Origin of the sequence: Psychrobacter sp. TWR1-1-1 (assembly GCF_049895865.1) — a bacterium.
GTDB classification, from domain to species: Bacteria; Pseudomonadota; Gammaproteobacteria; order Pseudomonadales; family Moraxellaceae; genus Psychrobacter; species Psychrobacter immobilis_A.
Window position 1 is genome coordinate 218,174 of sequence record NZ_JAFCTE010000001.1, and the last position, 26,239, is coordinate 244,412.

General features: G+C 42.8%; 19 protein-coding genes. 10 read left to right on the forward strand and 9 right to left on the reverse strand.

What is annotated here, in order from left to right; all coding sequences use genetic code 11:
- Window positions 1–147 precede the first annotated feature (147 nt).
- Window positions 148–1,068, reverse strand: coding sequence for a DMT family transporter (locus ACP69U_RS00915; RefSeq protein WP_426137512.1), 921 nt, complete (start codon window positions 1,066–1,068; stop codon window positions 148–150).
- A gap of 355 nt (window positions 1,069–1,423) precedes the next feature.
- Here ACP69U_RS00915 and ACP69U_RS00920 point away from each other — a divergent pair, with 355 nt between their 5' ends.
- Window positions 1,424–2,107: a DUF421 domain-containing protein gene (locus ACP69U_RS00920; protein ID WP_426137513.1), complete on the forward strand. Its 684-nt coding sequence runs from the start codon at window positions 1,424–1,426 to the stop codon at window positions 2,105–2,107.
- Window positions 2,108–2,243: 136 nt separating this feature from the next.
- Here ACP69U_RS00920 and creD read toward each other — a convergent pair whose 3' ends face one another.
- The 4 genes from creD to pnuC all read right to left on the reverse strand — a co-directional run bounded on the left by creD (window position 2,244) and on the right by pnuC (window position 5,849).
- On the reverse strand, window positions 2,244–3,836 hold the full coding sequence (gene creD, locus ACP69U_RS00925; RefSeq protein WP_426137514.1) for a cell envelope integrity protein CreD: 1,593 nt from the start codon (window positions 3,834–3,836) through the stop codon (window positions 2,244–2,246).
- Between the two features lie 131 nt (window positions 3,837–3,967).
- Complete coding sequence (locus ACP69U_RS00930; RefSeq protein ID WP_426137515.1) at window positions 3,968–4,492, reverse strand: TIGR00645 family protein; 525 nt, start codon at window positions 4,490–4,492, stop codon at window positions 3,968–3,970.
- Between the two features lie 63 nt (window positions 4,493–4,555).
- On the reverse strand, window positions 4,556–5,137 hold the full coding sequence (locus ACP69U_RS00935; protein WP_426137516.1) for an AAA family ATPase: 582 nt from the start codon (window positions 5,135–5,137) through the stop codon (window positions 4,556–4,558).
- Complete coding sequence (gene pnuC, locus ACP69U_RS00940; RefSeq protein ID WP_426137517.1) at window positions 5,088–5,849, reverse strand: nicotinamide riboside transporter PnuC; 762 nt, start codon at window positions 5,847–5,849, stop codon at window positions 5,088–5,090. Before pnuC ends, ACP69U_RS00935 begins: the two co-directional genes overlap by 50 nt.
- A gap of 297 nt (window positions 5,850–6,146) precedes the next feature.
- Here pnuC and ACP69U_RS00945 point away from each other — a divergent pair, with 297 nt between their 5' ends.
- The 7 genes from ACP69U_RS00945 (at window position 6,147) to ACP69U_RS00975 (ending at window position 15,309) form a co-directional block, all read left to right on the forward strand.
- Complete coding sequence (locus tag ACP69U_RS00945; RefSeq protein ID WP_426137518.1) at window positions 6,147–7,292, forward strand: beta-ketoacyl-ACP synthase III; 1,146 nt, start codon at window positions 6,147–6,149, stop codon at window positions 7,290–7,292.
- Between the two features lie 254 nt (window positions 7,293–7,546).
- The gene (prfA, locus tag ACP69U_RS00950) at window positions 7,547–8,635 is read left to right on the forward strand and encodes a peptide chain release factor 1 (protein ID WP_426137519.1); all 1,089 of its coding nucleotides are present in this window, start codon (window positions 7,547–7,549) and stop codon (window positions 8,633–8,635) included.
- Between the two features lie 48 nt (window positions 8,636–8,683).
- Window positions 8,684–9,064 carry a hypothetical protein gene (locus ACP69U_RS00955; RefSeq protein ID WP_426137520.1) on the forward strand — a complete coding sequence of 127 codons (381 nt, stop codon included), beginning with the start codon at window positions 8,684–8,686 and terminating at the stop codon, window positions 9,062–9,064.
- Between the two features lie 52 nt (window positions 9,065–9,116).
- Window positions 9,117–10,658, forward strand: a complete 1,542-nt coding sequence (gene lysS / locus ACP69U_RS00960; protein ID WP_426137521.1) for a lysine--tRNA ligase — start codon at window positions 9,117–9,119, stop codon at window positions 10,656–10,658.
- 114 nt (window positions 10,659–10,772) lie between these two features.
- Window positions 10,773–12,035 carry a hypothetical protein gene (locus tag ACP69U_RS00965; protein ID WP_426137522.1) on the forward strand — a complete coding sequence of 421 codons (1,263 nt, stop codon included), beginning with the start codon at window positions 10,773–10,775 and terminating at the stop codon, window positions 12,033–12,035.
- Window positions 12,036–12,108: 73 nt separating this feature from the next.
- A complete protein-coding gene (gene dnaX, locus ACP69U_RS00970) occupies window positions 12,109–14,175 on the forward strand; it encodes a DNA polymerase III subunit gamma/tau (protein WP_426137523.1) in 2,067 nt (688 codons plus the stop codon).
- Window positions 14,176–14,409: 234 nt separating this feature from the next.
- Window positions 14,410–15,309, forward strand: coding sequence for a LysR family transcriptional regulator (locus ACP69U_RS00975; protein WP_045448120.1), 900 nt, complete (start codon window positions 14,410–14,412; stop codon window positions 15,307–15,309).
- Window positions 15,310–15,423: 114 nt separating this feature from the next.
- On the opposite strand, the gene ACP69U_RS00980 is transcribed toward ACP69U_RS00975, so the two are convergent.
- Complete coding sequence (locus ACP69U_RS00980) at window positions 15,424–16,605, reverse strand: aspartate aminotransferase family protein (RefSeq protein WP_426137524.1); 1,182 nt, start codon at window positions 16,603–16,605, stop codon at window positions 15,424–15,426.
- Window positions 16,606–16,652: 47 nt separating this feature from the next.
- The gene (locus tag ACP69U_RS00985; protein WP_426137525.1) at window positions 16,653–16,844 is read right to left on the reverse strand and encodes a DNA gyrase inhibitor YacG; all 192 of its coding nucleotides are present in this window, start codon (window positions 16,842–16,844) and stop codon (window positions 16,653–16,655) included.
- Between the two features lie 209 nt (window positions 16,845–17,053).
- Here ACP69U_RS00985 and ACP69U_RS00990 point away from each other — a divergent pair, with 209 nt between their 5' ends.
- Window positions 17,054–17,731 carry an SAM-dependent methyltransferase gene (locus tag ACP69U_RS00990; protein WP_426137526.1) on the forward strand — a complete coding sequence of 226 codons (678 nt, stop codon included), beginning with the start codon at window positions 17,054–17,056 and terminating at the stop codon, window positions 17,729–17,731.
- Between the two features lie 155 nt (window positions 17,732–17,886).
- Here ACP69U_RS00990 and ACP69U_RS00995 read toward each other — a convergent pair whose 3' ends face one another.
- Both ACP69U_RS00995 and purD read right to left on the reverse strand, forming a co-directional pair.
- A complete protein-coding gene (locus tag ACP69U_RS00995) occupies window positions 17,887–19,281 on the reverse strand; it encodes an ABC1 kinase family protein (protein WP_109589844.1) in 1,395 nt (464 codons plus the stop codon).
- Window positions 19,282–19,579: 298 nt separating this feature from the next.
- Entirely contained in the window at window positions 19,580–20,917 is a 1,338-nt protein-coding gene (purD, locus tag ACP69U_RS01000) for a phosphoribosylamine--glycine ligase (protein WP_426137679.1), read from the reverse strand.
- A 457-nt stretch (window positions 20,918–21,374) separates the two neighbouring features.
- On the opposite strand from purD, the gene ACP69U_RS01005 reads away from it, so the two are divergent.
- The gene (locus tag ACP69U_RS01005; RefSeq protein WP_426137527.1) at window positions 21,375–26,222 is read left to right on the forward strand and encodes an NAD-glutamate dehydrogenase; all 4,848 of its coding nucleotides are present in this window, start codon (window positions 21,375–21,377) and stop codon (window positions 26,220–26,222) included.
- Window positions 26,223–26,239: the final 17 nt, after the last annotated feature.

Here is a 26,239-nt window from a genome sequence, read left to right on the forward strand (position 1 = left end):
GTTGTTACTTCAAGCAACATGATACCGTAGAGAATGTAACTTCATGTTGTGTTTGAGGGCTATGGTAGTAATCTTATCTGTCTTTTTTATCACTAAGCATTTTAGTCTTTATTAGCCTATTAATTTTGAATAACGAATGAGGATATTTCACGAAGGGGCTTTTTCTCTATTTAAAATAAATACCAGTACTGCACCCAAGATAACTGAGCTTGCTATAACGAATGGCATGGTCAATTGCTCAGATAAAAACACCACGCCTAATATCGCAGCCAGTATAGGTACACACAATTGTACAACTGCTGCTTGAGTGTTTTTTAACAAAGGCATGGCCATATACCAGATACTGTAGCCCATACCAGATGCGATCGCTCCTGATGCACAGGCCAAAAGTACTCCTTTGATAGTAATATCACCTAGATTGATGTTTTCCAAGCCTATATTTTCTAGATAAGTCATGCTTATCACTAACAGTATGGGCGCTGCTATCAGACTCCGAATGAAATTAAAACCTGTGGCTCGCAGCGGTGACACGCATGATTTGCCGCGTATGCTATATATACCCCAAGCAGCACCACTGATTGCCATAAGCACCGCCGCTAATAACGAAGGCACCGCTGCTGACGGTAGCATCAAATAGACAAACCCTGCTACCGCTACGATAAATGCCAGCCATTGTAAGCCGCTCAATTGCTCTTTCTTATAGATGCCCCAACCAATCATCGTCAGCTGAACCGCTGAAAATAGAATCAGCGCTCCTGTACCAGTATCCAACTCTACATAAGCAATCGAAAAGCATAGCGCATAAATCACTAAGCTCAGACTACTTAACCAGCTACCTTTGTCGTTTAAAATAGCAGCGTGAGCAATACTGTCAGGCTCTCGCACGTGCTGTCGTAACCGATAAGCATGAATGGTCATGATAATACTTAGGCAGACAGCAGCGCTCAGCAGTCGCAAAATGGTAAAGCTCCAAGCATCTATATGACCCTCTGCTAACGCCATCCGGCAAAAGAGAGAGTTTGCAGCAAAGGCGATTAATGCAATAACGGTGTACAAGGTGGCTTTCAAAAATAATTCCTACAATAAAGAAGTTGGTTTTTGAATAAAATAGGCAAATTCGACTTTTAGGGATGTTGTTATTACCGCTTTTTTACCAGAAAAATACTGGCTGAAGTGTGAAAACTGAGTTGCTAGTTGCTAGTTGCTAGTTGCTAGTTGCTAGTTGCCAATTGGGAGGTTTCTCACAACAGAGCATATTTTATTGCACTTGCGGGCAAAAGTATTTTTTAAATTGGACTGATGATAGTTGAATTAACAATAAAGACCGACTGCAAGGGTGGTGGCAGGTCAAGCGCATACTTAGGACAATTGCTGAAGTTAATCGTCATAAATCAAATAAAAACAATAGATAGGAAAAAGTAGTATGGATTGGGCAAGTATCTTTATTCATGACACCACTTGGGCATTTGCGCTTGAGATATTGGTGCGTGTCAGCGTCATGTTTGTGCTGATTATCTCGTTTTTGCGTTTGACGGGCAAACGCGGCGTCCGTCAGCTGTCAATCTTTGAGTTGACCATTATTTTATCATTGGGCTCTATCGCAGGTGACCCTATGTTTAACGAGGATTTGCCGATTATTCAGGCGGTGCTAGTCATGAGCGCTGTTATCGTGCTTTATCGATTGTGCACGTGGATCATGATGGAATTTCAACCTTTTGAAGATCTATTAGAAGGGAAGTCGCTCTATATTGTAGAAGACGGAATGCTGGTACTCGATAAGATTAAAAAGGGTAAAATGTCTCATGATGAGTTTTTTACTGAAATGCGCCAACAAGGGGTTGAGCATTTGGGTCAAGTGCGTACAGGCTTGCTAGAGACAGACGGTAATTTTAGCATATTGTTATATCCGCCTGAAAACACTGGCTATGGTATGCCGCTTTTCCCTAAGCAGTATCAACCTGTCGAAGAGATAGAGTCAGAAACATATTACGCATGTATGCACTGCGGCTATGTCGATTATATATCTGACCCAAATCAGCTCTGTGAACGCTGTGAGAATGGATGTCGAGACTGGGCGAAGGCCTTGAATAGCGAGATCATTAGATGATAATAAATGAGATGATAGCTATATTGAATTATCTATGAGTAGATCGAGCGGTCTTATGTTGACAGGCTTAATAATAGCCAATGATACCAACATAAGACAGCCCTAGACTAAACGCTTTTAACATGCCCTATCTGAGTTAGGCAATTTTATACCAATCAATTTTACGCGTCATGACCATCACGCAAGCGAGTAGCACAAAACAGAAGACAGCACCAAGCAATAAATTCATATCTTCGGTGGTTAATATACCGAAAAACGCCGCATACAATCCTGCCAGTGTGACAGTAAAAATCGCCGCTCGCTTGACGCCGCCCAGTACATAATAAGTATACCAACCAATGAGTCCAACACAGGCGCTGGCAGCAATGGCATACGCTTTCCAAAAGACAATTTGCTCAGCAAGTGGTAATAGTAAGACATAAAACACAAACAGCGCACAACCGACCAACAGATATTGAATAGGGTGGATGCGGCTGGATTTAATTACTTCAAATAAGAAGAAAGTGCCGAATGATACTAAGATTAATAATAAGGCATATTTCATCGTTCTTTCAGTTTGTAAATATACATCATTAGGCTCAGCAAAACTCACACCAAAGCTGTTCAGGCGCACGTTTCGATAGCTATCAGGTATGGCAGTAGCTTCTGCTGTAGCAGCGCCTTCCATTGCTATAAGCGCATCATCAGAAGCCATTGACTGGCTGTTGTTATCAAGAGTGGCTTGACTGGTGACGACACATCGGTTGTTAGCGCTGCTGATACACTGCGACAAATCTTGATTGTTGGCTATTGTTAAATACTGATTTTGCCAACTGGCTTCAAAACCTTTAGCGGTAAGTTTTTTGGCATTGGGAAGCGCCTTACCAATAAAGTTTGGCGCATGCCAATTACTGCGCATCGTTAAGTTAAAGTTTTGTCCAGTCGGTATAGTGTTTACATTGCTAATATCAGCTAACGGTAAATCAATGACGATTTCTGTACTGGTCAATGACTCGCTAGCATCGTTCGTAGCAAGAGCGTTATTGCCATTCTGCTGGCTCGTTATATTTCTTACTGAACGCTGTAATATATCTTGCGGAATAGCTACTTCTACATAGGTCAGATTTTTCAGCAGCGCTGTCTGAGGGTAGGTCGCTTTTATCGGCTTTTTATCAATGGTCACCGTTGGTAGCGTCGCCACGCCGCGCAGATCTGATACTGGAATAATCAATTTTGCTGCATTCCAGTGGATAATGGTTTTTTCGGGCTGGGTGTTATTTTTATTGGTGGGTGTGTTGATGGAGCCTTGTGCGTCACTAGTTTTGCTCGTAGTGTCATATAAGCTACTGATGGCTTGATCAAATGTATAGCGCTGGTCAAATGCCAACGCACCATCATAACTGGTCGCATGATAGATGCCGCGTTTATAGGTATCAGTGCTGACTTCAAGATCTTGTATGGCTTGGGTCTGACTGGCAAAGACAATTTCATTTTTTAAATAGGATGGTGCACACTTACTGGTTGTTTCAGGTGCTGTAATCTGACATTCAGGCGTAATTGTGGTAGGGATGATAATAAATGGGGTGATGACTTCTTGCGGATTGACGTGCTGCTGGGCAATTTCTTTAACCACCGACGCGGCATAATTTTGTCGTTCGTAGATGACTGAGCCAATCATACCGAGACCGATGGCAAAAATAATACAAAGCCCGGCGATGATGAATAATTTAGTCAATAATGTTTTTTGCATGAAAGTTCCTCATATGAATCTTTAATCCAAAACTCAGTAGGTTCAAAGAAAACCATAGAGGAGGAATGAAGAAAACATATGTAACAACTATGAAGTGTGTGAGGAAAAATAAGCCTTATAGTTTTCTACCATCAGTGCCTTTTAGTATCACCAACCACTTTATCCATAATGGCAAATAATAAACCAGACAACACAAAAGTCATATGAATAATGACTTTCCACATGAGTTTATCCGCTTCTGCATCACTCAATTCATTAGGAATATCCATAAATGATTTTAAAAGATCAATAGCAGAAATAGCGACGATGGCACCGATGACTTTTAATTTTAGACCAGAAAAATCTACTTTTCCCATCCAGCTAGGGCGATCAACGTGATCGCCAGTGTCAATTTTTGAGACAAATATTTCATAGCCACTAAATATGATAATTAATAATAAACTGGCTACTAAGGAGAGATCGACTAGCACTAATATATTAACAATGACGTCTGATACAGAAGCGCTAAATACAGTATCAAACATCATGATTGTTTTTTGAATGAACTTTATAAATAATAAAATAATTCCTAAGACCAGCCCTAAATAAAAAGGCGCTAATATCCAGCGGCTGTTAAAGATGGTTTGTTCTAAGTAGTGTTCAAGGTTTTTTAGCATGGACATCTCTTAAGGTTCTTAAAGGTTGTAGGTCATCTACTTACAACGTGGTATAGGATGGGTTTAAGACAGCCATTTGAGCACTTGTTGTACTCGCTCATCTCTGTTACCACCTATGCGATGAAATGGCTTTTGATGACGGATTAGCTGACTTTCAAAATAAGCACTGATTTCACCGCGTTGATGTGGACTATCTCGTAAGTCATCAGCAACCCACGGAGTATCAACTTCGGTTAATAGAATCAAATCATAATGATGTGCTAATGCCGCATTGGTGAGCGCTTTGGGGCAATCGCCATAATACCAGTTGGCGTAAACCATTAACTCAAACAAACTGGTATCACAAAATAAATAATGGTTTTTATCGGTTTGGGCTGCTTGCTCAGCAAGTTTGTTTTCTAACTCAATTTGACCTTGCGCAATAGGGAGTAAATCCTCCCAAGTGCAAGTCAGGTGTTCTTTATCCCATTTTGCTTGTAGGTAGATGCGCATGTATTCTGGCACCCAAGGGCAGCCAAAATGCGTTGCCAAGTCCCGACATAAGGTGGTCTTGCCAGTGCTTTCTGCCCCTAGGACAGCGACATTAATAACCGATTTAGGCGTATGCTGGATGAGACTGTAGGCGGTAACGTCGTTGCCATTCATAATAAGCCCAAATTGCGATAAGAGTGAAGATTACGTATTGTAGCGCAGTGAAAGTAAGACCTTTATAAAAATATAGGGGGACTGAAATGGCATCGGCGACTATCCAGAGTAGCCAATGCTCAATTTTGCGCCGCGCCATCAGCCACATCGCCATCAAAAACAGCGCAGTGGTCAGCATATCGGTATAATCGACCCACGTAAATAAATGCACGCCTAATACCGCACCATCGAAACTAAAGTTGTTATTAATGACTGGTCTGAAGTAATACACTAGGGCGACAAAGGCAATAGTCGCCGTGGCCAGCAATACCAGTATTGGCAAATCTTTTTTATCTAGATGTTCTACGTCAATAGCATTCTGGACATTGGTCTCTGCTAACGATTTATTTTGCTGCTGGCCAGTAGGATTGATATAATCCTGATGTTTTTTTATTGCTGTGTTTTTTTTGTTCTGCGTCCAATTGATCCAGCCATACAGACTCATCACCGTATAATAGGCATTGATAAACATATCGCCAAATAACTGCCATTTCCACAGCAGATAGACAAATATAGCAGTGCTGACGAGACCTATTGGGAACAACAAAATATTGGTTCTGCTGGCGAGTAAGACACTTGCTACCCCAAATAGGACGGCAATCAATTCAAGAGTAATAAAGACAGTGGAATAGTCAGCATATTGTCCAAATAACCAGTTAAAAATTTCTACCATGAGTATTCTCAAATATGAGCGGGTTTATGTCTATCAGGTTTTATGCGCTCGAACTGTGAACGTGTCGCTACCAATGTGCGCCAATTATAACGTAGCTGCTCCAAAATGAAGGCAGACTTTGCTTGTTTTTCACAACAAACAGATTATTTGTAACAAAGTATTAGAAAAATAATTATATTCAGGCATAATAAAGGCTCTGATTTTAAGTTTACAGTTATTCACTGAAATCAAATGACTGTTATTTTCCCACTTTTATGCTTATCCCAAGCCCTATAGTAGTAGACAAGGAAGCTTATCATGACGACTTGTATCACAGGCACTGGCCTGTATATTCCGCCTTATAGCATTAGTAATGAAGAGCTAGTAGATTCATTTAATAAGTACGTTGAGAATTATAATGCAGAGCATGCTCACGAGATAGCAGCAGGAACTTTGACTGCCCTACAGCCTTCATCAGCAGCCTTTATCGAAAAAGTATCTGGTATCAAATCACGCTATGTGATGGAAAAAGAGGGTATCTTAAACCCTGACATCATGGCACCCGTTATCGCTTATCGTAACTTAGGCGAAGAGCTGTCTGTCATGGCAGAAATGGGTACTGCCGCATTACAAGATGCTTTGGCTGATGCTGGTCTTGAGGCCAATGATTTGGATGGTATTATTCTTGCCTGCTCAAGCTTTCAGCGCACTTACCCTGCCGTTGCTATCGAAATTCAAAATGCGATCGGTATGGTTGGCGGCTTTGCTTATGATATGAACGTCGCTTGTAGTGCGGCGACTTTTGGTCTATCACAAGCACATGGTTCTATCGTCTCAGGTCTTGCTAAGCGCGTCGCTGTGGTCAACGTTGAGATTACTTCAGCGCATCTAAACTGGCGTAACCGCGACAGCCACTTTATCTTTGGTGATGCCGCTACTGCTTGTATCGTAGAAGATCTTGACACGCCAAAAGGTTATGAGATCCTTAATGCTAAGCTGTTTACCCAGTTTTCGACCAATATTACTAATGAATATGGGTTTATGGATCGATCAGAGTATTTAGCAGCACAAACGGAGATGTATCCTGATATTAAAGATCCTGTAACTCCTAAGCTATTCTTACAAAATGGTCGTAAAGTATTCCGTGAAGTCTGTCCAAAAGTATCAGAGATCATCACTGAGCATTTACAAGAAAATGATATCCCAACGTCTGACGTTAAGATGATGTGGCTGCACCAAGCCAATGCCAACATGCTAGACTTGATTTTACGTACGGTCATTGGTAAAGAAGCAGATAAAGCGATTGTACCAAGTGTCATTGATGAATTTGCCAATACTAGCTCAGCCAGTCCGATGATTGTGTTCCATCGTTACAAAGATAAGCTAGCATCAGGTGATTTGGGTGTTATTTGTTCATTTGGCGCTGGTTACTCTATCGGTTCAGTATTGGTACGTAAGGTCTAATTTCTACAGCAAAATCTGTTATTAATAAAAAATGGCTAAGAGTAATCTTAGCTATTTTTTTGTCTGTCATCTTTGTTATGAACACTTAACTGCATTATTTAATACAATATATTATTAAAAAATAAAGCGCTGTTTCAGAATATAACGGGCAGAATGCTTAGAATATTGACAAGAATGCTTAGAGGTTTTAATTTACCCCGAAAAATTTGCTATAATCACTGTCTTATTCCTCTCATCCAATTAAAAGTCCTTTTATGAAAGAATCCTTACGCCTGCGTTTAGACCAGATGGTAGACCGTTATGAAGAGGTCACCGCCTTATTATCAGATCCTAGTGTCATCAGCGATAATAATAAATTCCGTGAACTGTCTGTCGAGCACAGCGACTTGATGGATATCACTACTTTATGGCAGAACTATGTGCGTGCGGAGACGGATCAGGCTGAGGCCGAGGCGATGTTAAAAGAAGCCTCAGATCCTGACATGAAAGAGATGATGCAAGAAGAAATTGATAGCGCCCGCGAGACCATCGTAGAGATGGAAGAGGCGCTCAATGTCATGATGTTACCAAAAGATCCCAATGATAAAGTGCCTGCTTTCTTGGAAATTCGAGCGGGTACAGGTGGTGACGAAGCGGCAATTTTCTCTGGCGACTTGTTCCGAATGTACCAAAAATACGCGCAGACTCAAGGCTGGACAGTGGAAGTGCTGTCGGCCAGCGAAGGCGAGCATGGTGGTTATAAAGAAATCATCACTCGCGTATCAGGCAATAGCGTGTATGGTCGCTTAAAGTTTGAATCTGGCGTGCATCGTGTGCAGCGTGTGCCTGAAACCGAAAGCCAAGGCCGCGTACATACTTCAGCTTGTACCGTTGCAGTGATGCCTGAAGTTGAGATTGATGATACAGTGGATCTAAATCCAGCCGATATCCGCTTTGATACTTTCCGTTCAAGCGGTGCCGGTGGTCAGCACGTTAACACCACTGACTCAGCCGTACGTTTGACGCACATTCCAACGGGTACCGTGGTAGAGTGTCAGCAAGAGCGTAGTCAGCACAAAAACCGAGCACAAGCGATGAAAATGCTTGTTTCAAAGATTCAGCAAGTCAAAGTGCAAGCTCAGGTTGATGCGGCAGATACCATCCGTCGAGATTTGGTGGGTAGTGGTGATCGTAGTGAGCGTATCCGCACTTATAATTTCCCGCAAGGTCGTATGACCGATCACCGTATCAATCTGACACTATACAAGCTTGATGCTATTATGGAAGGTGACTTGGATGAGATTCTTGATGCATTATTGCGTGAGCATCAGGCTGACTTGATGGCCAGTATCGGTGGTGAGTAGTTGATTTCTAATAGTCAGTAAATCTATATCTTACATGTGAGAAATATAATGAATAGTCGCTTAGCTGCATATCTTATGGTTTTCTTGTCGTTATTCTTTATATCTGCATGTCAGACATCACCAGTTGCTAGTGATCAAAAAACCACTATTGATTCTTCTGAAACTACTGCAAAAGAATGCCTTGCAAAAGGTGGTAATTATATCAAACAAGGTAGGTCACAGATGTATCGCTGTTTGCAACAGTTTTCAGATGGTGGCAAATCTTGTAGTGACAGTTCTGAGTGTCAAGGTAGCTGTACAAGCTCAGACACCGCTATTGAAGCTGGTACACCAAACGTAACGGGTACATGTGCCGCTAACGATAGCCCTTTTGGTTGCCGACAGATCATTGAAGGCGGCGTTGCTAAAGGATTTTTGTGCGTAGATTAATCATATAATTTTTCCAAATATAAAAACTAACTTATCAAAATTTGAGAGTGTTATGTCAAAGCCCAACAATCAAAACCAGAACCAAGACCAAGCTCCAGTAGAAGACACCAATGAACTGATTGCACAGCTGCAAGCCAAACTAGACGATATCAGTGCTTCAGGTAAACAGCCGTATCCTAATAAGTTTAAACGCACTGATTATGCGCAAGACTTACAGGCAGCTTTCGATGGCGTATCAAAGCAGGAAATTGAAGACAAGGCTGCTAATGGCGAAAAAACACAGGTAAATGTGGCAGGTCGCGTCATGCTGAACCGTGGTGCATTTATTGTTATTCAAGATATGACGGGTCGCATTCAGTTATATGTTGCACGTAAAGAGTTAGATCCAGAGACATTGGCGACTATTAAATCGTTAGATTTGGGTGATATTGTTGGCGTATCAGGTTATATCGGCCGCTCAGGTAAAGGCGACCTATATGTGCATATCGAAGAGTTTCAGTTATTGACTAAAGCATTACGTCCGATGCCAAATAAGTTTCATGGTTTAGCAGATGTCGAAGCGCGCTATCGTAATCGTCATCTTGATTTGATGACCAATGAGACGACTCGTGATACCTTTATGATTCGCAGTCAAGTCATCAGCGGCATTCGCAAGTTTATGTTAAATGAACGTTTCATGGAAGTTGAGACACCGATGATGCATCCTATCCCAGGCGGTGCGGTAGCGCGTCCGTTTGTGACTCACCATAATGCTCTAGATATGCCTTTATATCTGCGTATCGCACCTGAGCTTTACTTGAAGCGCTTAGTCGTTGGTGGTTTTGAAAGAGTGTTTGAGATTAACCGCAGCTTCCGTAACGAAGGCGTATCAACTCGCCATAATCCTGAATTTACTATGATTGAGTTTTATCAAGCGTATGCTGATTATCATGACTTGATGGATTTGACCGAGCGCTTATTTAATGAATTGGCGATGGATATTTTGGGCACGACTGAGATCACTTATCAAGAAGAAGCCATCAGTTTAAAAGCACCATTTATACGTTTATCTATGTCTGATGCAATTGCAAAATATGCAGAAAATTTCGATATGACACGTATCAATGACCGCGATTATCTGGCAGAGTACGCCTCGACGACGCTTAAACAGCAAGTGAAAGATGTATTTGGTGTGGGTAAACTACAAACCATTATCTTTGAAGAAACTGCTGAACACCAATTACGCCAACCAACTTTCATCACTGAATATCCAGCTGAAACTTCACCACTGGCACGCCGTAATGATGAAAATCCTGAAATTACCGATCGTTTTGAGCTGTTCATCGGTGGTCGTGAGCTGGCCAACGGCTTTAGTGAGCTTAATGACCCCGCTGATCAGGCAGAACGCTTCCGTGGGCAAGTCGCTGAAAAAGACGCTGGTGATGATGAAGCCATGCATTTTGATGAAGAATACATCGAAGCGCTGTCTTACGGCTTACCACCAACCGCAGGCGAAGGTATTGGTATTGATCGTTTAGTGATGTTGTTTACCGATTCGGCTAGTATCCGTGATGTGATTTTATTCCCGCATATGCGCCGCAAGTTAGAAAGCTAGTACTGGTTTACTTGCCATAAATCCATGCTGGGACTAAACTGAACATAAAAAAGCTTTGCTGCTTTTAATGGAATGGTCCCAGATTCTTTATGAAGCCGCATTTATAGGGACATCATGGATACTCAGCAGACGTCACCCTCATTTTGGCAACAGATGATTCAACAAAGTTTCTTATCTTTGTATGAAATAACAGCAGATAAAACAACCAACCCAAAGCAGTTTCAGAGTTATGATTTTGTTTTTGAGTTTTCTGGCGCTGTCATCTATTTGATCGTCAATGATGTAGTGATGCAAGCGAATAGGCAAAAAGCAGACAGCGCTCAGATTCGTGAGTGGAAAAAAGAGGTTGTCAACCAACTAATCAAGCGTCACGCTCAGCTTTATTTAAAAAACGATCAGTCGACGGCAGAGAGTAATACTTCAAAAGCTGGTAAAGAGGTTTACTTCATTGGTTTGACGTCACTGTCTACCACGTATCAAAACGATCACACACAAGCATCCTCTCATACGATTGATTATGAATATGGTAGTCAGTTTTTTGCTGAAGACTGTGTTTTAGATCTGGATGATGAGAAAAGTATTTTACAAGTATTTACCCATCAAAACTTTGTCGATACTATCAGCCAATTGGTTACGCCAAGTGATTTGTCCGCATTTTTGGACTTTCATCGAAGACAGCTGACAGGGTTTGAGTCATTCCAAGATGAATCGACATTGCTTACACAGTTCTTACAGTCACCTGACTTTCATCATAGAGCGATTAGGGTGCAAGAACAATTGATTGATCATCAGTTGATCGACCAGATTGAGCAACGTTTGCTCAAAGCAGCAGAACCGGATCAGGCAGTATTTGCCAAAGCACTTATGGCTGAGATTCAGAGAAATACTCGTATGTGGTACAGGCTGTTTAACAGTTTGCTCAAAAATTATTATGAGGCCGGTCAACCACTACCAAAAGAGCCGGTCGATATTTTGGTCGATGAGTCAATGTATACATACGCTTGTTTGGTTGAAAAAATCTTAGCCTACAAAATGATGGATCAAGACTCTCGCTGGCATGGTTATGTTTGCCATGAGCATTCTTATCACATGTTTGGACGCCATTATTTAATGGTTTTTTATGCGCAAGATGACAATAGCTCGCTGAGTGCGAATAAGGTTCGAGAATCTCAGCAAGACTTGTTGTTAGAGCTCAATGCTCAAATGCAGGATCCAGTGATGGAAGATTTGTTTTTGATCGGAGTGGAGTTTAGACCTTGTGATGATAGTGTAAACACCGAGGTGTATTTGGATACCTTTTATCAAAAGGGCACAGTGATTGACGCTTATACTCAGCGCTTATACGAACAACTGGCACAGCTTAAGACCCAATTATGAGTCAGCCAAACCTACTGTAGATCGCTGATCTGATGCTCTATCTTTATTTGTATTATCCACTTTGGCATTTATTATGACGCAGCAATATCAAGTTTTAGCGCGCAAATACCGTCCCAAAAACTTTCACGAGTTGATTGGGCAAACGCATGTTTCTCAAGCATTGATTAATGCGATTGATTATAACCGTCTGCACCACGCTTACCTTTTTACGGGCACACGTGGTGTAGGTAAGACGACGATTGCGCGTATCTTATCTAAATGTTTGAACTGCGATACAGGTATCACGAGTACGCCTTGTGGTGTGTGTGATAACTGCGTGGCCATCGATCAAGGGAGATTCATCGATCTGATTGAGATTGATGCGGCATCTCGCACCAAAGTGGAAGACACTCGCGAGTTACTGGATAACGTGCCTTATGCGCCAAGCCAAGGGCGTTATAAAGTGTACCTGATTGATGAAGTACATATGTTGTCCACTCATAGTTTTAATGCACTTCTTAAAACTTTGGAAGAACCCCCTGAGCATGTAAAGTTTTTACTTGCCACTACTGATCCACAAAAACTGCCGATTACCATTATTTCGCGCTGTTTACAGTTTGTGTTACGTCCATTGCCACAAACGCTACTCAGCGAGCATCTAGCAAATATCCTGACCCAAGAACAAGTAGGCTATACGCAACCTGCACTCTGGCAGTTGGCCAGTGCGGCGAAAGGCTCAGTACGTGATGCGCTGTCACTGGCAGATCAAGCCATTGCTTTTGGTCAAGGTGCGCTCGATGATGTCACTGTAAATGCCATGCTTGGCTTGATCGATGCGGCTGATTTGGTCAGTTTAATTACTGACATCTACAACCATGACAAATCTGCTGTCGCAGCGCATATAGAACAGATGCGCGCGCAAATGGTTGATGCGACGAGTATGTTCGATGGTCTTACCGAGTTACTGCATCAATTGGCGTTGACCCAGCTGTTGCCTGAAGTGGCATTAAATGTAAATGAGGCACAGGCACAAGATATTAACATGCTTGCGCAGCATATGAGTCCAGACGTCCTGCAACTGTATTATGAAATTGTCGTACAAGCACGTGAAGGTGTTAAGCTTGCTAGCACACCGATGCAAGCGCTGGAAATGTGCATTTTACGTCTGCTGGCATTTCGTCCGTTGCCAGTCGATGAGATATTAAATCATGCTTATTCTGGCTCTTTATCACCTGAAGTACCAACTATAGAAGATGGGGCATCTACACCTTCTACACAGTCATCGAATAAGTCATCAAATAGCCACTCGGCTTCTGCACCGCCATTACAGTCTTATGGCGTTGATTATCAAGCACGAGATAATGATGATTTACAAGTCAAAACCTATAACAATTTTGAGCCAAGTTTGGCTCAAAATGATGAGCAAAATCATGATGTATTAGTTACTAGCCCTGAACCAGTTATTGAGCCTGAACCCGTTATTGAGCCTGAACCCGTTGTTGAGCCTGAACCCGTTGTTGAGCCTGAACCCGTTGTTGAGCCTGAACCCGTTGTTGAGCCTGAACCCGTTGTTGAGCCTGAACCCGTTGTTGAGCCTGAACCCATCGTTGAGCCTGAACCCATCGTTGAGCCTGAACCCATCGTTGAGCCTGAACCCATCGTTGAGCCTGAACCCATCGTTGAGCCTGATGCAAATAATTCTCAGTTAACAACGCAACTGGATGATCCTCGTACTTTGCTGCGTTGCTCACCGCAAGAACTGCTTGGTGAGTGGACACCAGAAAAATGGGATTATTGGCTACAAACGGCTCGTGAAGCGGAGATATTGGCTCAAGACGAATTGGCACTTGCGCGTCAAGGCATGATGACGGGCTTATGCGATGGCAAGGCAATATTTATAACAAGTGTAGATAGTCGGCACTTACAAACCACTTTTCAGCAATTAGCGGCTAAACTGCAACAGCAGTTCACCCAAGCAGAAATTGACTTGCAAATCGATGGCAGCGTCATGCAAGCAGAGGATAAGACGCCTGAGCGTCGCCAACAAAAGCGCTTGGTGCAAGCCAAAACGGTTGCAGAAGCAAGACTGCTTGCTACGCCTGTGATGCAGTATTTGAATGAGCGCGGTGAAGGAAAAATGGGTAAGGTTCAGTTGTATTAAACAGTCAGAAAAACTGTTGTTAAAATTATTTAAAAGTCTATATAGTTATTAAATACAACTTTCATATAAAATATCAAGGCGATGTTGTACTATCGCCTTGATATTTTTGTTTTTATTGCAGAGTAAATGGACTTTTTTAAACAAGAGAGAAATATTTAATAACGATAAAATAAATTAAGATTCGCTATAATGGTTAAGTTATATTAAAAACTGAAATGAAGTTTAGGTGAGAATATGTTGGATAATTTACGCGGTATGGCTGTGTTCGCCAGTGTAGTTGGACATGGCTCTTTTAGTGGCTCTGCTCGTGAGCTTGGCATTACAACCAGTGCCGTCAGTCAGCAAATCCGCTCATTAGAAAATGAGCTGGGCGTCGTGCTATTACACCGCTCAACTCGTAAGCTGAGCTTAACAGAAGCTGGTGAAAGCTTTTATGAAGCCGCAAAGGATGTGGTAAGTGCTGCTGAACAAGGGCGGATTAAGGTCAATCAGTTGCGTGATGAGTTGGCAGGTAGCTTACGAGTGGCGACAACACCGGAGCTTGGCGTTAATCATATTTTGCCGGCACTTTCTACGTGGATGGCGGCACATGATGATCTTAGCATTACCTATCTAGCAGACAACCACTATATTGACATGATTGATGAGCGGATCGATATTGCGATTCGTATGAGTCCATCGATTAATGACTCGAGCCTCAGCAGTCATCCATTGACCGATGTGCGCCAAATGTTGGTTGCTTCACCGCAGTATCTACGCCAACATACCAAACTGCAGACGCCTAAAGATTTGGCTGACCATCAGCTGATTTGTATTGAAATCATGAAAGATGCCAATCAAATTGATCTCATCCAGACAGAAACGGGTAAAAAGACGCGCACGAAAATGAATTCACGCATTTATACCAATAATGTCTTTATGGCGACCACCTTGGCAAAAGAAGGTCATGGCTTGGTTAGAATGATGGAAATGGACATCAAAAAAGAGCTTGAAAATGGTGACTTGGTCGAAGTGTTGACCGGTTATCAACTACCAAGTTTTGTACTATATGCCGTCACCTTAAACCGTGATCAACAGCCAGCCAAAATCACTCGCTGTTTAGAGGTGTTAAAAAAGTACTTTCATGCCAATTAGGTGACGTTTGAATAATGCACCATAAAGAGTAGTTTAAAGCCTCCAAAAGCAAAAAGCCTATAGACATATTATCTATAGGCTTTTTTAGTATTAGCGTTTAGTGTGACCAATCATTTAAAATGATGGTTTTAGCAAGTCAATCAAACGCTCAGCCACTTGTGTGCTCTCATCGCGGCTCATATTAAGCGGCGGTAGCAAGCGCACAACATGCCCACTAGTGACATTGATGATTAGCTTTTGTTCATCACGCGCACGATCAACCAACTGACTACAGTCCATGTCTTCAGGTAAGGCGATACCAATCATCATACCTGCACCACGACTGCTGACGCCATATTGTCCTAGTGTATCGACCAGCGTCTCTCGAATAAACAGCCCTTCGGTCACGGCATTGGTCATGATATCACTGTTAGCCAATACGTCATATACGCTATGTACTACACGACTGGCTAGCGGCGTACCACCATAAGTAGAGCCATGACTACCAGCACCAAACAGGCCATTAGCGCGGCCACGTACCATACATGCGCCTACTGGAAAACCGTTACCCAAGCCCTTAGCCGTCGTCAATACATCAGGACGCGCATTACTATGTTGATAAGCGAAGTATTTACCCGTACGGCCATTACCTGTTTGCACTTCATCCAGCATAAATAGCCAGTTGTGGGCTTCACACTCTGCTTGTAGTTCTTCAACATACGTAAATCCGTTAGCAGCAGTATTTAAACCCCCTTCACCTTGAATAGGCTCTACAAAGATGGCGCAAATTTCATCATGATCTTGCGCGGCTTGCTTAATCGCGGCAATATCGCCAAAGGGTACACGGATAAAGTCCTCATCTAATGTGTAAAACCCTTCACGGGCTTTTGGGTTGGCGGTGGCTGACAATGATAATAAGGTACGACCATGGAATGACTGCTCCATAACGATGACTTTTGGGCGTTTAAAACCTTGCTGATAGGCATATAGACGCGCCAATTTGAGCGCCGCCTCGTTCGCTTCAGCACCACTATTGGCAAAAAACACACTGTCCATTTGGGCGGCTGTACACAGCACTTCACCCGCACGCTCTTGCCAGTCGATACCGAATAAATTACTGGTATGTACTAAAGTCGCTGCTTGCTGCTGAATGGCGTCAGTCACTTGCGGGTGGCAATGCCCTAGACCGCATACGGCAATACCAGTCAGGGTATCTAAATAAGGCGTGTCATCTTTGGTATATAGCCAGCTGCCTGAACCGCGTGTAAAGCTGATTGGCTGACGGTTATAAGTGGGCATCAGATAAGTAGCAGACATATAAAACATCCTTAAGATGATAAATTAATTAAAAGAGAAGGTGTTGATTATAGCTCGTCAGAAAAAGGCGTGGTTTCTGCAGGTAAGGTATAGTCTTCATTTGCCCATGCACCTAAGTCGATAAGTTTGCATTGACTGCTACAAAACGGCTTGTATTTATTGTCTTGCCATGCTGTCTTGGTACCACAACGTGGGCAAGGATAGGCTTTAGGGGAGGTGTGGGGGGTAGATTCAGTCATGATAAGGGTGGGAGTATCCTCGATTTATTTGTATGATGAACGTCATTAGCGAGCGGCAGTCGGTAATTGCATCTATTTTCACCTCGTATACGCTTGATAGACTACGATAGCGCGTTACTCACTGTCGCTATATTACTATTGAAGTAGATTGGCTATATAATAGCATGCGCCCGAATAATGGCAAAAGACAAATACTCTAAGGATAGTAGATGACCGATAATATTAAGCTTACACACCAGAAACAGCGAGCATTTCAACCAGAAAAGCTTTCAGCACCACGTGATTTTATTATGCCAAATATCATTCACGACAATAAAAGCACTGTCCCTTTGATATTAGAAATTGGTGCAGGGAAGGGTAAGCATGCGCTTGGTTTCGCCGCAAAAAATACTGATAAGCATTTGATTGCGATCGAACGTACGCGTAATAAATTTGACGCTTTTGCCAAACTGGCAGTGCTACAAGATTCACCGAATTTAACTGCTATTCATGCTGATGCGATCGCATGGATTGTGCATGCCATTAAACCCAATAGTGTCAGTAAAATCTTCATACTGTACCCCAATCCTGAACAGCATAATCCCAACCAGCAATGGCTAAACATGCCTTTCTTCGAGTTTCTATTGTCGCGATTGCAAGTAGGTGGAGAAGTGGTACTAGTAACCAACATTGAAGCCTATATCAATAATGCAGAGCAGCAAGCAACGGAGATATGGTCGTTGCCTAATGAGCGCTATCAAGTCGCTGATGACAGTCAGCGCACGCATTTTGAAATAAAATATTTAGCCCGTGGAGAGGTATGCTGGGAACTTATTATGCGTAAGCCCGAGGGTTATAAAACTAGGTTTGATGAGTGGAAGGTCGACACTGTGAATCAAGTTAAATAGCCTAAGTAATAAATCGAAATAAATCTTGCCGATAATAAGTGCTAATTTATAATATATAAAATAGCCTAAGTAAATAAAATGATAAAAAATAAAACCGCCACAAAAGGGCGGTTCAAAAATTACTTACTATTAGAGAAAATTTTCTTCAATCAAAACTACAAATAAGGTTTTACTAAAGTATCCGAATCAGTATAAGCATCAAGCACCGTCAAAAAGGTATAAGCACCAATAAATTTTCGACTAATAAACATAAATTCTTTTGGTGGTAAGTTAAACTCAAAAGACTGCATCGCTTTTGTGGCTTGTGTTGAGAGGCGAGAGTGGAGTTTGCTGTTCGCCCAAATATAACGGTCGTCCTTATCTAGACAATCGCTAGGAATATCAGGATTGGTCGCCGGATCACTAAACGGTTCGGTTGCCAATAAAAATAGTGACGCCATATCAGAGCGTACTTTATCACTCATACTATCAAAGAAGTCATAACCCGTCATCGCAAGCATCATCGCCTGATGATCATGGCGGTAACCAGCTTTTAGTAAGCCATGCGCAATGGTCAAAAGGTTGTTATCAAATTGACGAATAGCACCAAAATCTAATAATACTAATTTATCGATATCGCCTTCATTTTCACTGACACGAACCAGATAATTACCAAAGTTGGGGTCTGTCTGCATTTCGCCCCACACAAAAATCTCTTGCATCATGATTTCGATGGCTGCCTGACCAATAGCGTTACGACGCTCATGAGGTAATAATTGTAATGCCTCAGAAACTACGGTAATACCTGGCTCATAAGACATACAGAGTAGACGTTTTTTGGAATAAGTGCGATTAATCTTGGGCACTATGTAACGCGGATCATTACTCAGACGGTCATAAAATCGTTCTGTCGTCGCGGCTTCAGCTTCATAGTCCACTTCATGATGGAGTAGGTCACGTATCTCTTCGAACCAAGCATCGAGCGAACGGGTCTGCGGAACGATATTACTCACTCTTAATAGTTGCTTAAATAAAGCAAGATCTGAGTTGATTGCATCAGCAACACCCGGATACTGAATTTTTAATACAACTTGCTCGCCAGTTGCAATCACCGTAGCGCGATGAACTTGAGCGAGAGACGCAGTGCCTATAGGAACCGTATCGACATCTAATTCATGTAGTTTTTCACCCAATAATTGCTGTAGGGTTTGTTGCATGGTTGGCCATGATAACGTAGCGGTATCGTCATTGAGCGTTTGCAAAGCACGGGTAATTTCTGGTGGCAAAATATGTTCGCCATAAATCGCTAGCATTTGACCAATTTTGACGACCGAACCTTTTAGCTTACCTAGCTCTTCTGCGAGGTAATTTGCTTGGGCTTCCATAAATACTTGGTTGCGTGCTGTGCGTGCTTCTTTATTTAAGAACATGCCAGACACACTATTACCCGCCCAGCGGCGACCAATATTTAAGGAGGTTTTAGCAATCGACATTCGTCTATCAAACCCTGAGGTTTTTAAGTTGTCGATGGATTGCTTGGTGCTAGAAGGTTTAGACGTATCATTTGCCATAAATATAATCATTCATCCAGTTGGTATTGATTTGTGGGTTCAAAACCTACAATACAAGGGAGATGCGATGTACGGGTACAAAATTGTATCATATAAAGCACATTTGGTTGATGAGCCTAAGCTTGCCAATAGCAGTTACTTTGTAAGCCGCAGTATATATTTGCAGATTATAACTTCGTAAAAAATAATATTAAAAAATAAGACCTAGCATGATGCTAGGTCGAATCATAAAAGCTAAGAGTAATTTGGTATATCAGACTAAAACTGCGAATAGCTCTTGCCTGAGTAATATTGATTTTTAACTGTTTTCACGAGCAATGGCATGATGACCAATATCACGGCGATACTGTGCACCATCAAAACTAATCGCACCTGTTACCGCAAGTGCGGCTTGCTGAGCATCTGAAATACTATCTGCAAGAGCGGTCACGCATAATACACGTCCGCCATTCGTCACTACTTCTTTCTTACGGTCTATGGCATCACTGTCAGAAAACGCTGTGCCAGCATGGAAGACTTTGACAGCGTTGTCATTATTGTCATCTAGTTCTGGCAAGCCAGCAATTACATCACCTTTTGATGATGTTTCAGGATAGCCTTTTGAAGCAATGACGATACCGAGGGCAGGGCGGCTATCCCATTGAGCATCACTAGGCAACTGTCCTGCTAGACCTTGTGCCACCAAATCTGCCATTGATGATTGTAAACGCATCAAGATAGGCTGAGTTTCTGGATCACCAAAACGGCAGTTAAATTCGATCACATAAGGGTCACCTGCTTCATCAATCATGAGACCTGCATATAAAAATCCCGTATAAGGGTGACCCGCATTATTCATTGCATCAACCACTGGTTGAATGACTTGGGTCATGACTTTTTCATGGACATCTTGAGTGACTACTGGCGCAGGAGAGTATGCTCCCATACCGCCTGTGTTCGGACCTGTATCGCCTTCAAAAGCCCGTTTATGGTCTTGGCTTGTTGCCATTGGCAAGATATTTTTACCATCAATCATGCAGATAAAGCTGGCTTCTTCACCTTGCAAAAACTGCTCAATCACCACGCGGCTGCCTGCATCACCAAACTTATTGTCCGCAAGCATGTCATCGATGGCCTCATATGCCTGTTCGATAGTTTCTGCAACGATGACCCCTTTACCAGCGGCAAGGCCATCGGCTTTGATAACGATGGGTGCGCCTTGTTCATCGATATAAGCTTTGGCAGCTACCGCTTCGGTGAAACCTTTGTAGGCTGCGGTGGGGATATTGTTTTGTTCCATGAATTCTTTGGCGAAGGTTTTGGAACCTTCTAATTGCGCACAGTATGCTGTTGGTCCCCACGCTTGAATCCCAGCATCGCGGCAGGCATCAACGATACCAGTGACCAAAGGCGCTTCTGGTCCAACAATGACCATATCAATGGCATTATTTTGGCAAAAATCGATGATTGCACTATGTTCACTAGCGTTGTCGCCCGTAGATACTGTCGATATTAGGACAACGTTTTGGCATTTAGGTTCAAGCGCTGTACCAGCATTACCAGGCGCGACGTAGACATTATTGACCTTATCGTCTTTTGCACATTGCCATGCTAGCGCGTGTTCGCGACCACCTGAACCAATCACCAAAATATTCATCATACGTCTTGCCCTTAGCATTAAAGTTAGTTATGAGTTAGCCACACACTCTCAAATATACTGGCATATTCTAACAAAAAAGTCGTACCGATTGCCATGAGTATCCACTTGCCAGCAATTAATCATCAATAAACGGAAAAACCTGTCTCATGAGCAAATGTTATCGACATGTTGCTGATTCATGAAATGATGTTGTACGCTTTAGCTGGCGCGCTATGTACGTTACACTTCACTAAATTAATGGTATTAAATCCCAATTGCGACATATTCCTAAAAATAAGGGTGAAAAAAGGAGAGAAACTTAAAATATCAAGAAAAAACAGAATAAATTGCGTAAATGGATATACTGCTCCGCAGCACCAATAATGTTTCACATATTTATGCGCTGCCATTAGTTAGTACGAATCAATAAACTTAAATAAATTATAAATTAAATCTATAAAAAAGGATGAAGGACATGCCAAACTCCCTCAGTATCGCAAAAGAGCGCATCAGCCAGATAAGCGATATTGCTACCAGTTATGTACAAAAAGACAAATCGTTATTTGATCATTTTATTCATAGCTATTATCAGCCATTGCACGCAGAGGCAGCTGAGACTATCAGTAATGCTGACCTAGCGGGCATGGCATTACATCATTTTACGTTGCTTCAAGCCTATGATGGTAGCAAGCCACAACTGAAGGTGCTAAACCCCAAAGCAGAAGAGCAGCATTTTCATAGCTCACATACGGTTATTCAAATTGTTGCCTATGACAGACCGTTTTTAGTCGATACGATTTTGATGAGTCTTGAGTCTGAAGGTATCGATGTTCATCGTACTTATAACATCATTGTCAGTGTTGCACGTGATGATAATGGTCATATTACTCATGTCGAAGGCGCACATGAAAGCGCGACCTCTCATTTGTCTTTGATTCATTGTGAAATTGCCTATCAAGATGATGAAGATCTGGCTGCATTACAGCAAATGTTATTGGCAAAAATTGATACGCTAGATACAGTCGTTGGCGATTGGAAGCAGATGCGTGCGCAGTTGACGGATATCAAAGCTGAGCTATCAAACAAGCCACTGCCAGAAGTTTTTTACTCGCAGCAAGAGATACAAGCGTTTTTAGATTGGATATTAGACGATCATTTTATATTCTTGGGTTATCGTGAATACCGTTTGGAAGGCGGGCAGGCTGTCGAAGTGAATGCTGAACCTGCTGATTTAGATTTATTCGCCATTGGTAATAGTGGTCTTGGTCTATTACGCGGTGCTGAAGAAGATAAACTTTCAGAGAGTTTTAGCCAATTGCCAAAAGTATTAAAGCAACTATTGACTGAACCGCGAGTGTTGATGTTGTCCAAATCAAGCCGTGTATCGCCTGTGCATCGTCCTGTATATATGGACTTTTTGGGTATTCATAAATTTGATGACAACGGTAAACTGGTTGGTGAATATCGATTTATTGGTCTATTGACCTCACAAGCGTATCAACTAACGGTACAGCAAATTCCGCTATTACGTGACAAAGCCAATAAGATTATGGCGATGGCAGAATTGCCGCGTGACGGTCATGCGCACCATAAAATGATGCATGTGATTAACACCTTACCGCGTGACGACCTCTTTCAAGCCAGCGTTGAAGAGCTATATCCTATCGTTTCTGGTATCAGCCAGTTGCAAGATAAAAAGAGCCTGCGCCTATTCAGCCGTGTGGATCATTATCAGCGCTTTGTCTCATGCTTGGTCTATATCCCGCGCGACAAGTTCAACACTGAGCTACGTATCAAAGTACAGAACGTCCTAAAAGAAGCCTACGGTGGCACATCATCAGGGTTTACCACAGAATTCAATGAATCAGCTCACGCACGTGTGCATGTCCATGTGCGTACGGTGCCAGGTCAAGTGAAAGACGTCGATACTGCGGCACTTGAAGCCAAACTATCTGCTTTAATGCAATCATGGAGCGACAGCTATCAAAAGATGCTGCTGGATAATGTGGGTGAGCAACAAGCCAATGCTTTAAACCGTCGCTTTTTGAATTATATCCCTGCCGCTTATCAAGAGCGTTTTGATGCCCGTACTGCGGTTGAAGACACCAAGCGTTTGGCTGTATTGACAGCAGAACAGCCGATGATTTGGCATTTATACCAGTCAACTGGCGATGCAAGCAATCAATTACACCTAAAACTGTATGGTCGTGAACAGCCTGTTATTTTATCCAAAGTCCTGCCAATCCTTGAAAACTTTGGTGTGTCTGTCATTTCAGCCCAAACCTATGAGTTTGATTTGCCAGAGCAGCCCATTTGGATGCAAGAGTATGAACTAACACTAGAGCATGTCGATACTGTCAACATGCAAGTGGTGCGTGGTCAGTTTGAAGACAGTCTCAAGCAGATTTGGGCGGGACATGTTGAGAGTGACTCCTTTAACGAATTGGTATTAACCACCAATTTAGACACTTATGATGTGGTGGTGCTACGAGCATTGTCACGCTATATGATGCAAGCGAAAGCACCATTCTCTAGTACTTATATTCAGCAAACGGTAGTAAAAAATAGCGACATTAGCGTGGCGCTCGGTAGTCTGTTTGATGCCCGTATGAACCCTAAGTACAGTGAAGATGAGCGCACAGAAAAAACTGCGCAGATTCAACAGCAAATCACGGCTGCATTGGCAGGTGTGGATAGCTTGGATGAAGACCGTATCTTGCGTTGGTACTTAGATTTAATTAACGCCATGGTACGCACCAACTTCTATCAAACCGATAGCGATGGTCAGCGTAAAGATCGTTTATCATTTAAGTTTTTGGCAGCAGATATTCCTAATCTACCAAAACCAAAACCGATGTTTGAGATATTCGTGTATTCGCCGCGTGTTGAAGCCGTGCATTTGCGCGGTGGTAAAGTGGCTCGTGGTGGTCTGCGTTGGTCAGATCGTATGGAAGATTTCCGTACCGAAGTGCTTGGTTTGGTCAAAGCACAGATGGTCAAAAACGCGGTGATTGTTCCTGTTGGTTCAAAAGGCGGTTTTATCGTCAAAACCAAAACCATGGCAGATGGCCGCGATGCTTTCCAAGCCGAAGGCATTGCTTGTTATCAAGCATTCTTACGCGGCATGCTTGATGTGACGGATAATATCGTTGATGGAAAAATTGTCCCGCCAGCCAACACCGTGCGTCATGATGAAGATGATCCGTACTTAGTGGTCGCGGCTGATAAAGGAACCGCCAGCTTCTCTGATATTGCGAATGCCTTATCTGCTGAATATGATTTCTGGCTCGACGATGCCTTTGCTTCAGGCGGCTCGGTTGGTTACGACCACAAAGCCATGGGTATCACTGCACGCGGTGGTTGGGAATCGGTCAAACGCCACTTCCGTATGCGCGGCATGGACATTCAAAACCGTGATAACTTTACCGTGGTTGGTATTGGCGATATGAGTGGTGACGTATTCGGCAATGGTATGCTGCTATCAACCCACACCCAGCTGGTCGCTGCATTTAACCATCTACATATCTTTATTGATCCGAATCCAGATGCTGCTGCTTCACACGCAGAACGTGCCCGCTTATTTGACATGCCACGTTCGACGTGGGATGACTATGAAAAGTCGCTTATTAGCCAAGGAGGTGGCGTTTTCTCCCGCCAAGATAAGAGCATCACGCTCAGTGCTGAGATGAAACAGCGTTTTGATATCGCTGAAGATAGCATGGCACCCAACGAGTTAATCAGTGCGTTGTTAAAATCGCCTGTTGATCTTATTTGGAATGGCGGTATTGGTACTTACGTGAAAAGCGTGAATGAGAGTCATGCTGATGTCGGCGACCGTGCCAATGACGCCGTACGGGTCAACGGCAATGAGCTACGTACGTCTATCGTTGGTGAAGGTGGTAACTTAGGCTTCACCCAGCAAGGGCGTATCGAGTATGCACAAATAGGCGGTCGCATTTATACCGACGCTATCGATAACTCAGGCGGCGTAAACTGCTCAGATCATGAAGTGAATATCAAAATCTTACTTGGTAAAGTGGTCGAGCAAGGCGACATGACTTTAAAGCAACGTAATGAGTTGCTTGAGAGCATGACTGATAGCGTGGCAGAACTGGTATTGCGTCAAAACTACCTTCAGCCACAAGCGATCGAGCTTAGCCACATCCGTGCGGCGGCTAACTTAAGCGATCATCAGCGTTTCATTCAGATGTTAGAAGGCGAAGGGCGTCTTGATCGGGCGATTGAATATCTGCCATCAGATGAAGAAATTGCCAAACGTCAAAAAGCAGATACTGGCTTGACCAACCCTGAGCTGGCAGTTGTCATGGCTTATGGCAAAATGTGGGTGTATGACAACTTATTATCATCAGACTTGCCAGATGATGCGTATTTTATCAATGAGCTGCGCAAGTATTTCCCTGATGAGCTGGCGACGCGGTTCTTTGATGAGATGACTGAACACCGCTTACATCGTGAGATTATCAGCACCTATTTGACCAATAGTGTGGTCAATCGTTTGGGCATTGAAGCACTGTTCCGTCTTTATGAAGAAACAGACCAATCGCTGGCGACCATCGTACGTGGTTATGCGATTAGCCGTGATGTCTTCAATGTATCAAAAGCTTGGAACACGCTTGAAGCACTGGACAATCAAGTCGATGCTACATTACTACTAACTCTTGAGCTGCGTTTGCGTGATGCGCTTGAGCAAGGTGTTGTTTGGTTTATCAATGCCTTTGGTCAAGAATTGCAAGTTGCTGACATGATCAGTCGCTTTAGTGATAGTGTTGAGAAATTAACCAAATCAGGCGGCTTTATTGAGCAACAATTTGCAGAATATTTGCAAGAAGATACGACTAGCCTGATGCAGGATGATCTGTCTAATAGTGATGCCGCGTTGTTTGCGATGCTGCCTTATCATGTTGATGCACTTGATGCCGCACTGCTCGCTGAGCAATATGAGCGTCCTGTTGATGAGATTGCAACGTTGTACTTTGATGCCTATCACGTCTTGCAGTTAGATTGGATGATGGACAACATCGCAACGTTACCACAGCAAGACTACTGGGATCGCCGCGCACGCCATGCGTTGATGAACGAGCTGTCACGTAGTCTACGTCTACTGATGGATGCCATATTATCTAAACCAGATGCCAAGCAAGCGTTTGGTGAATGGCGTTCACGTCACTTGGATCATCTGGAGTCTGTCACCACAGAGATGAGCAAGTTAGATAATCTGCATAGCAATGATGAAAATGGTCAAATTGGTCTTTCAACGTTGTCAGTATTGATGAGTGAGCTAAGTGGTTTGGTAACCAAGTAACTAACTAACTAACTAAC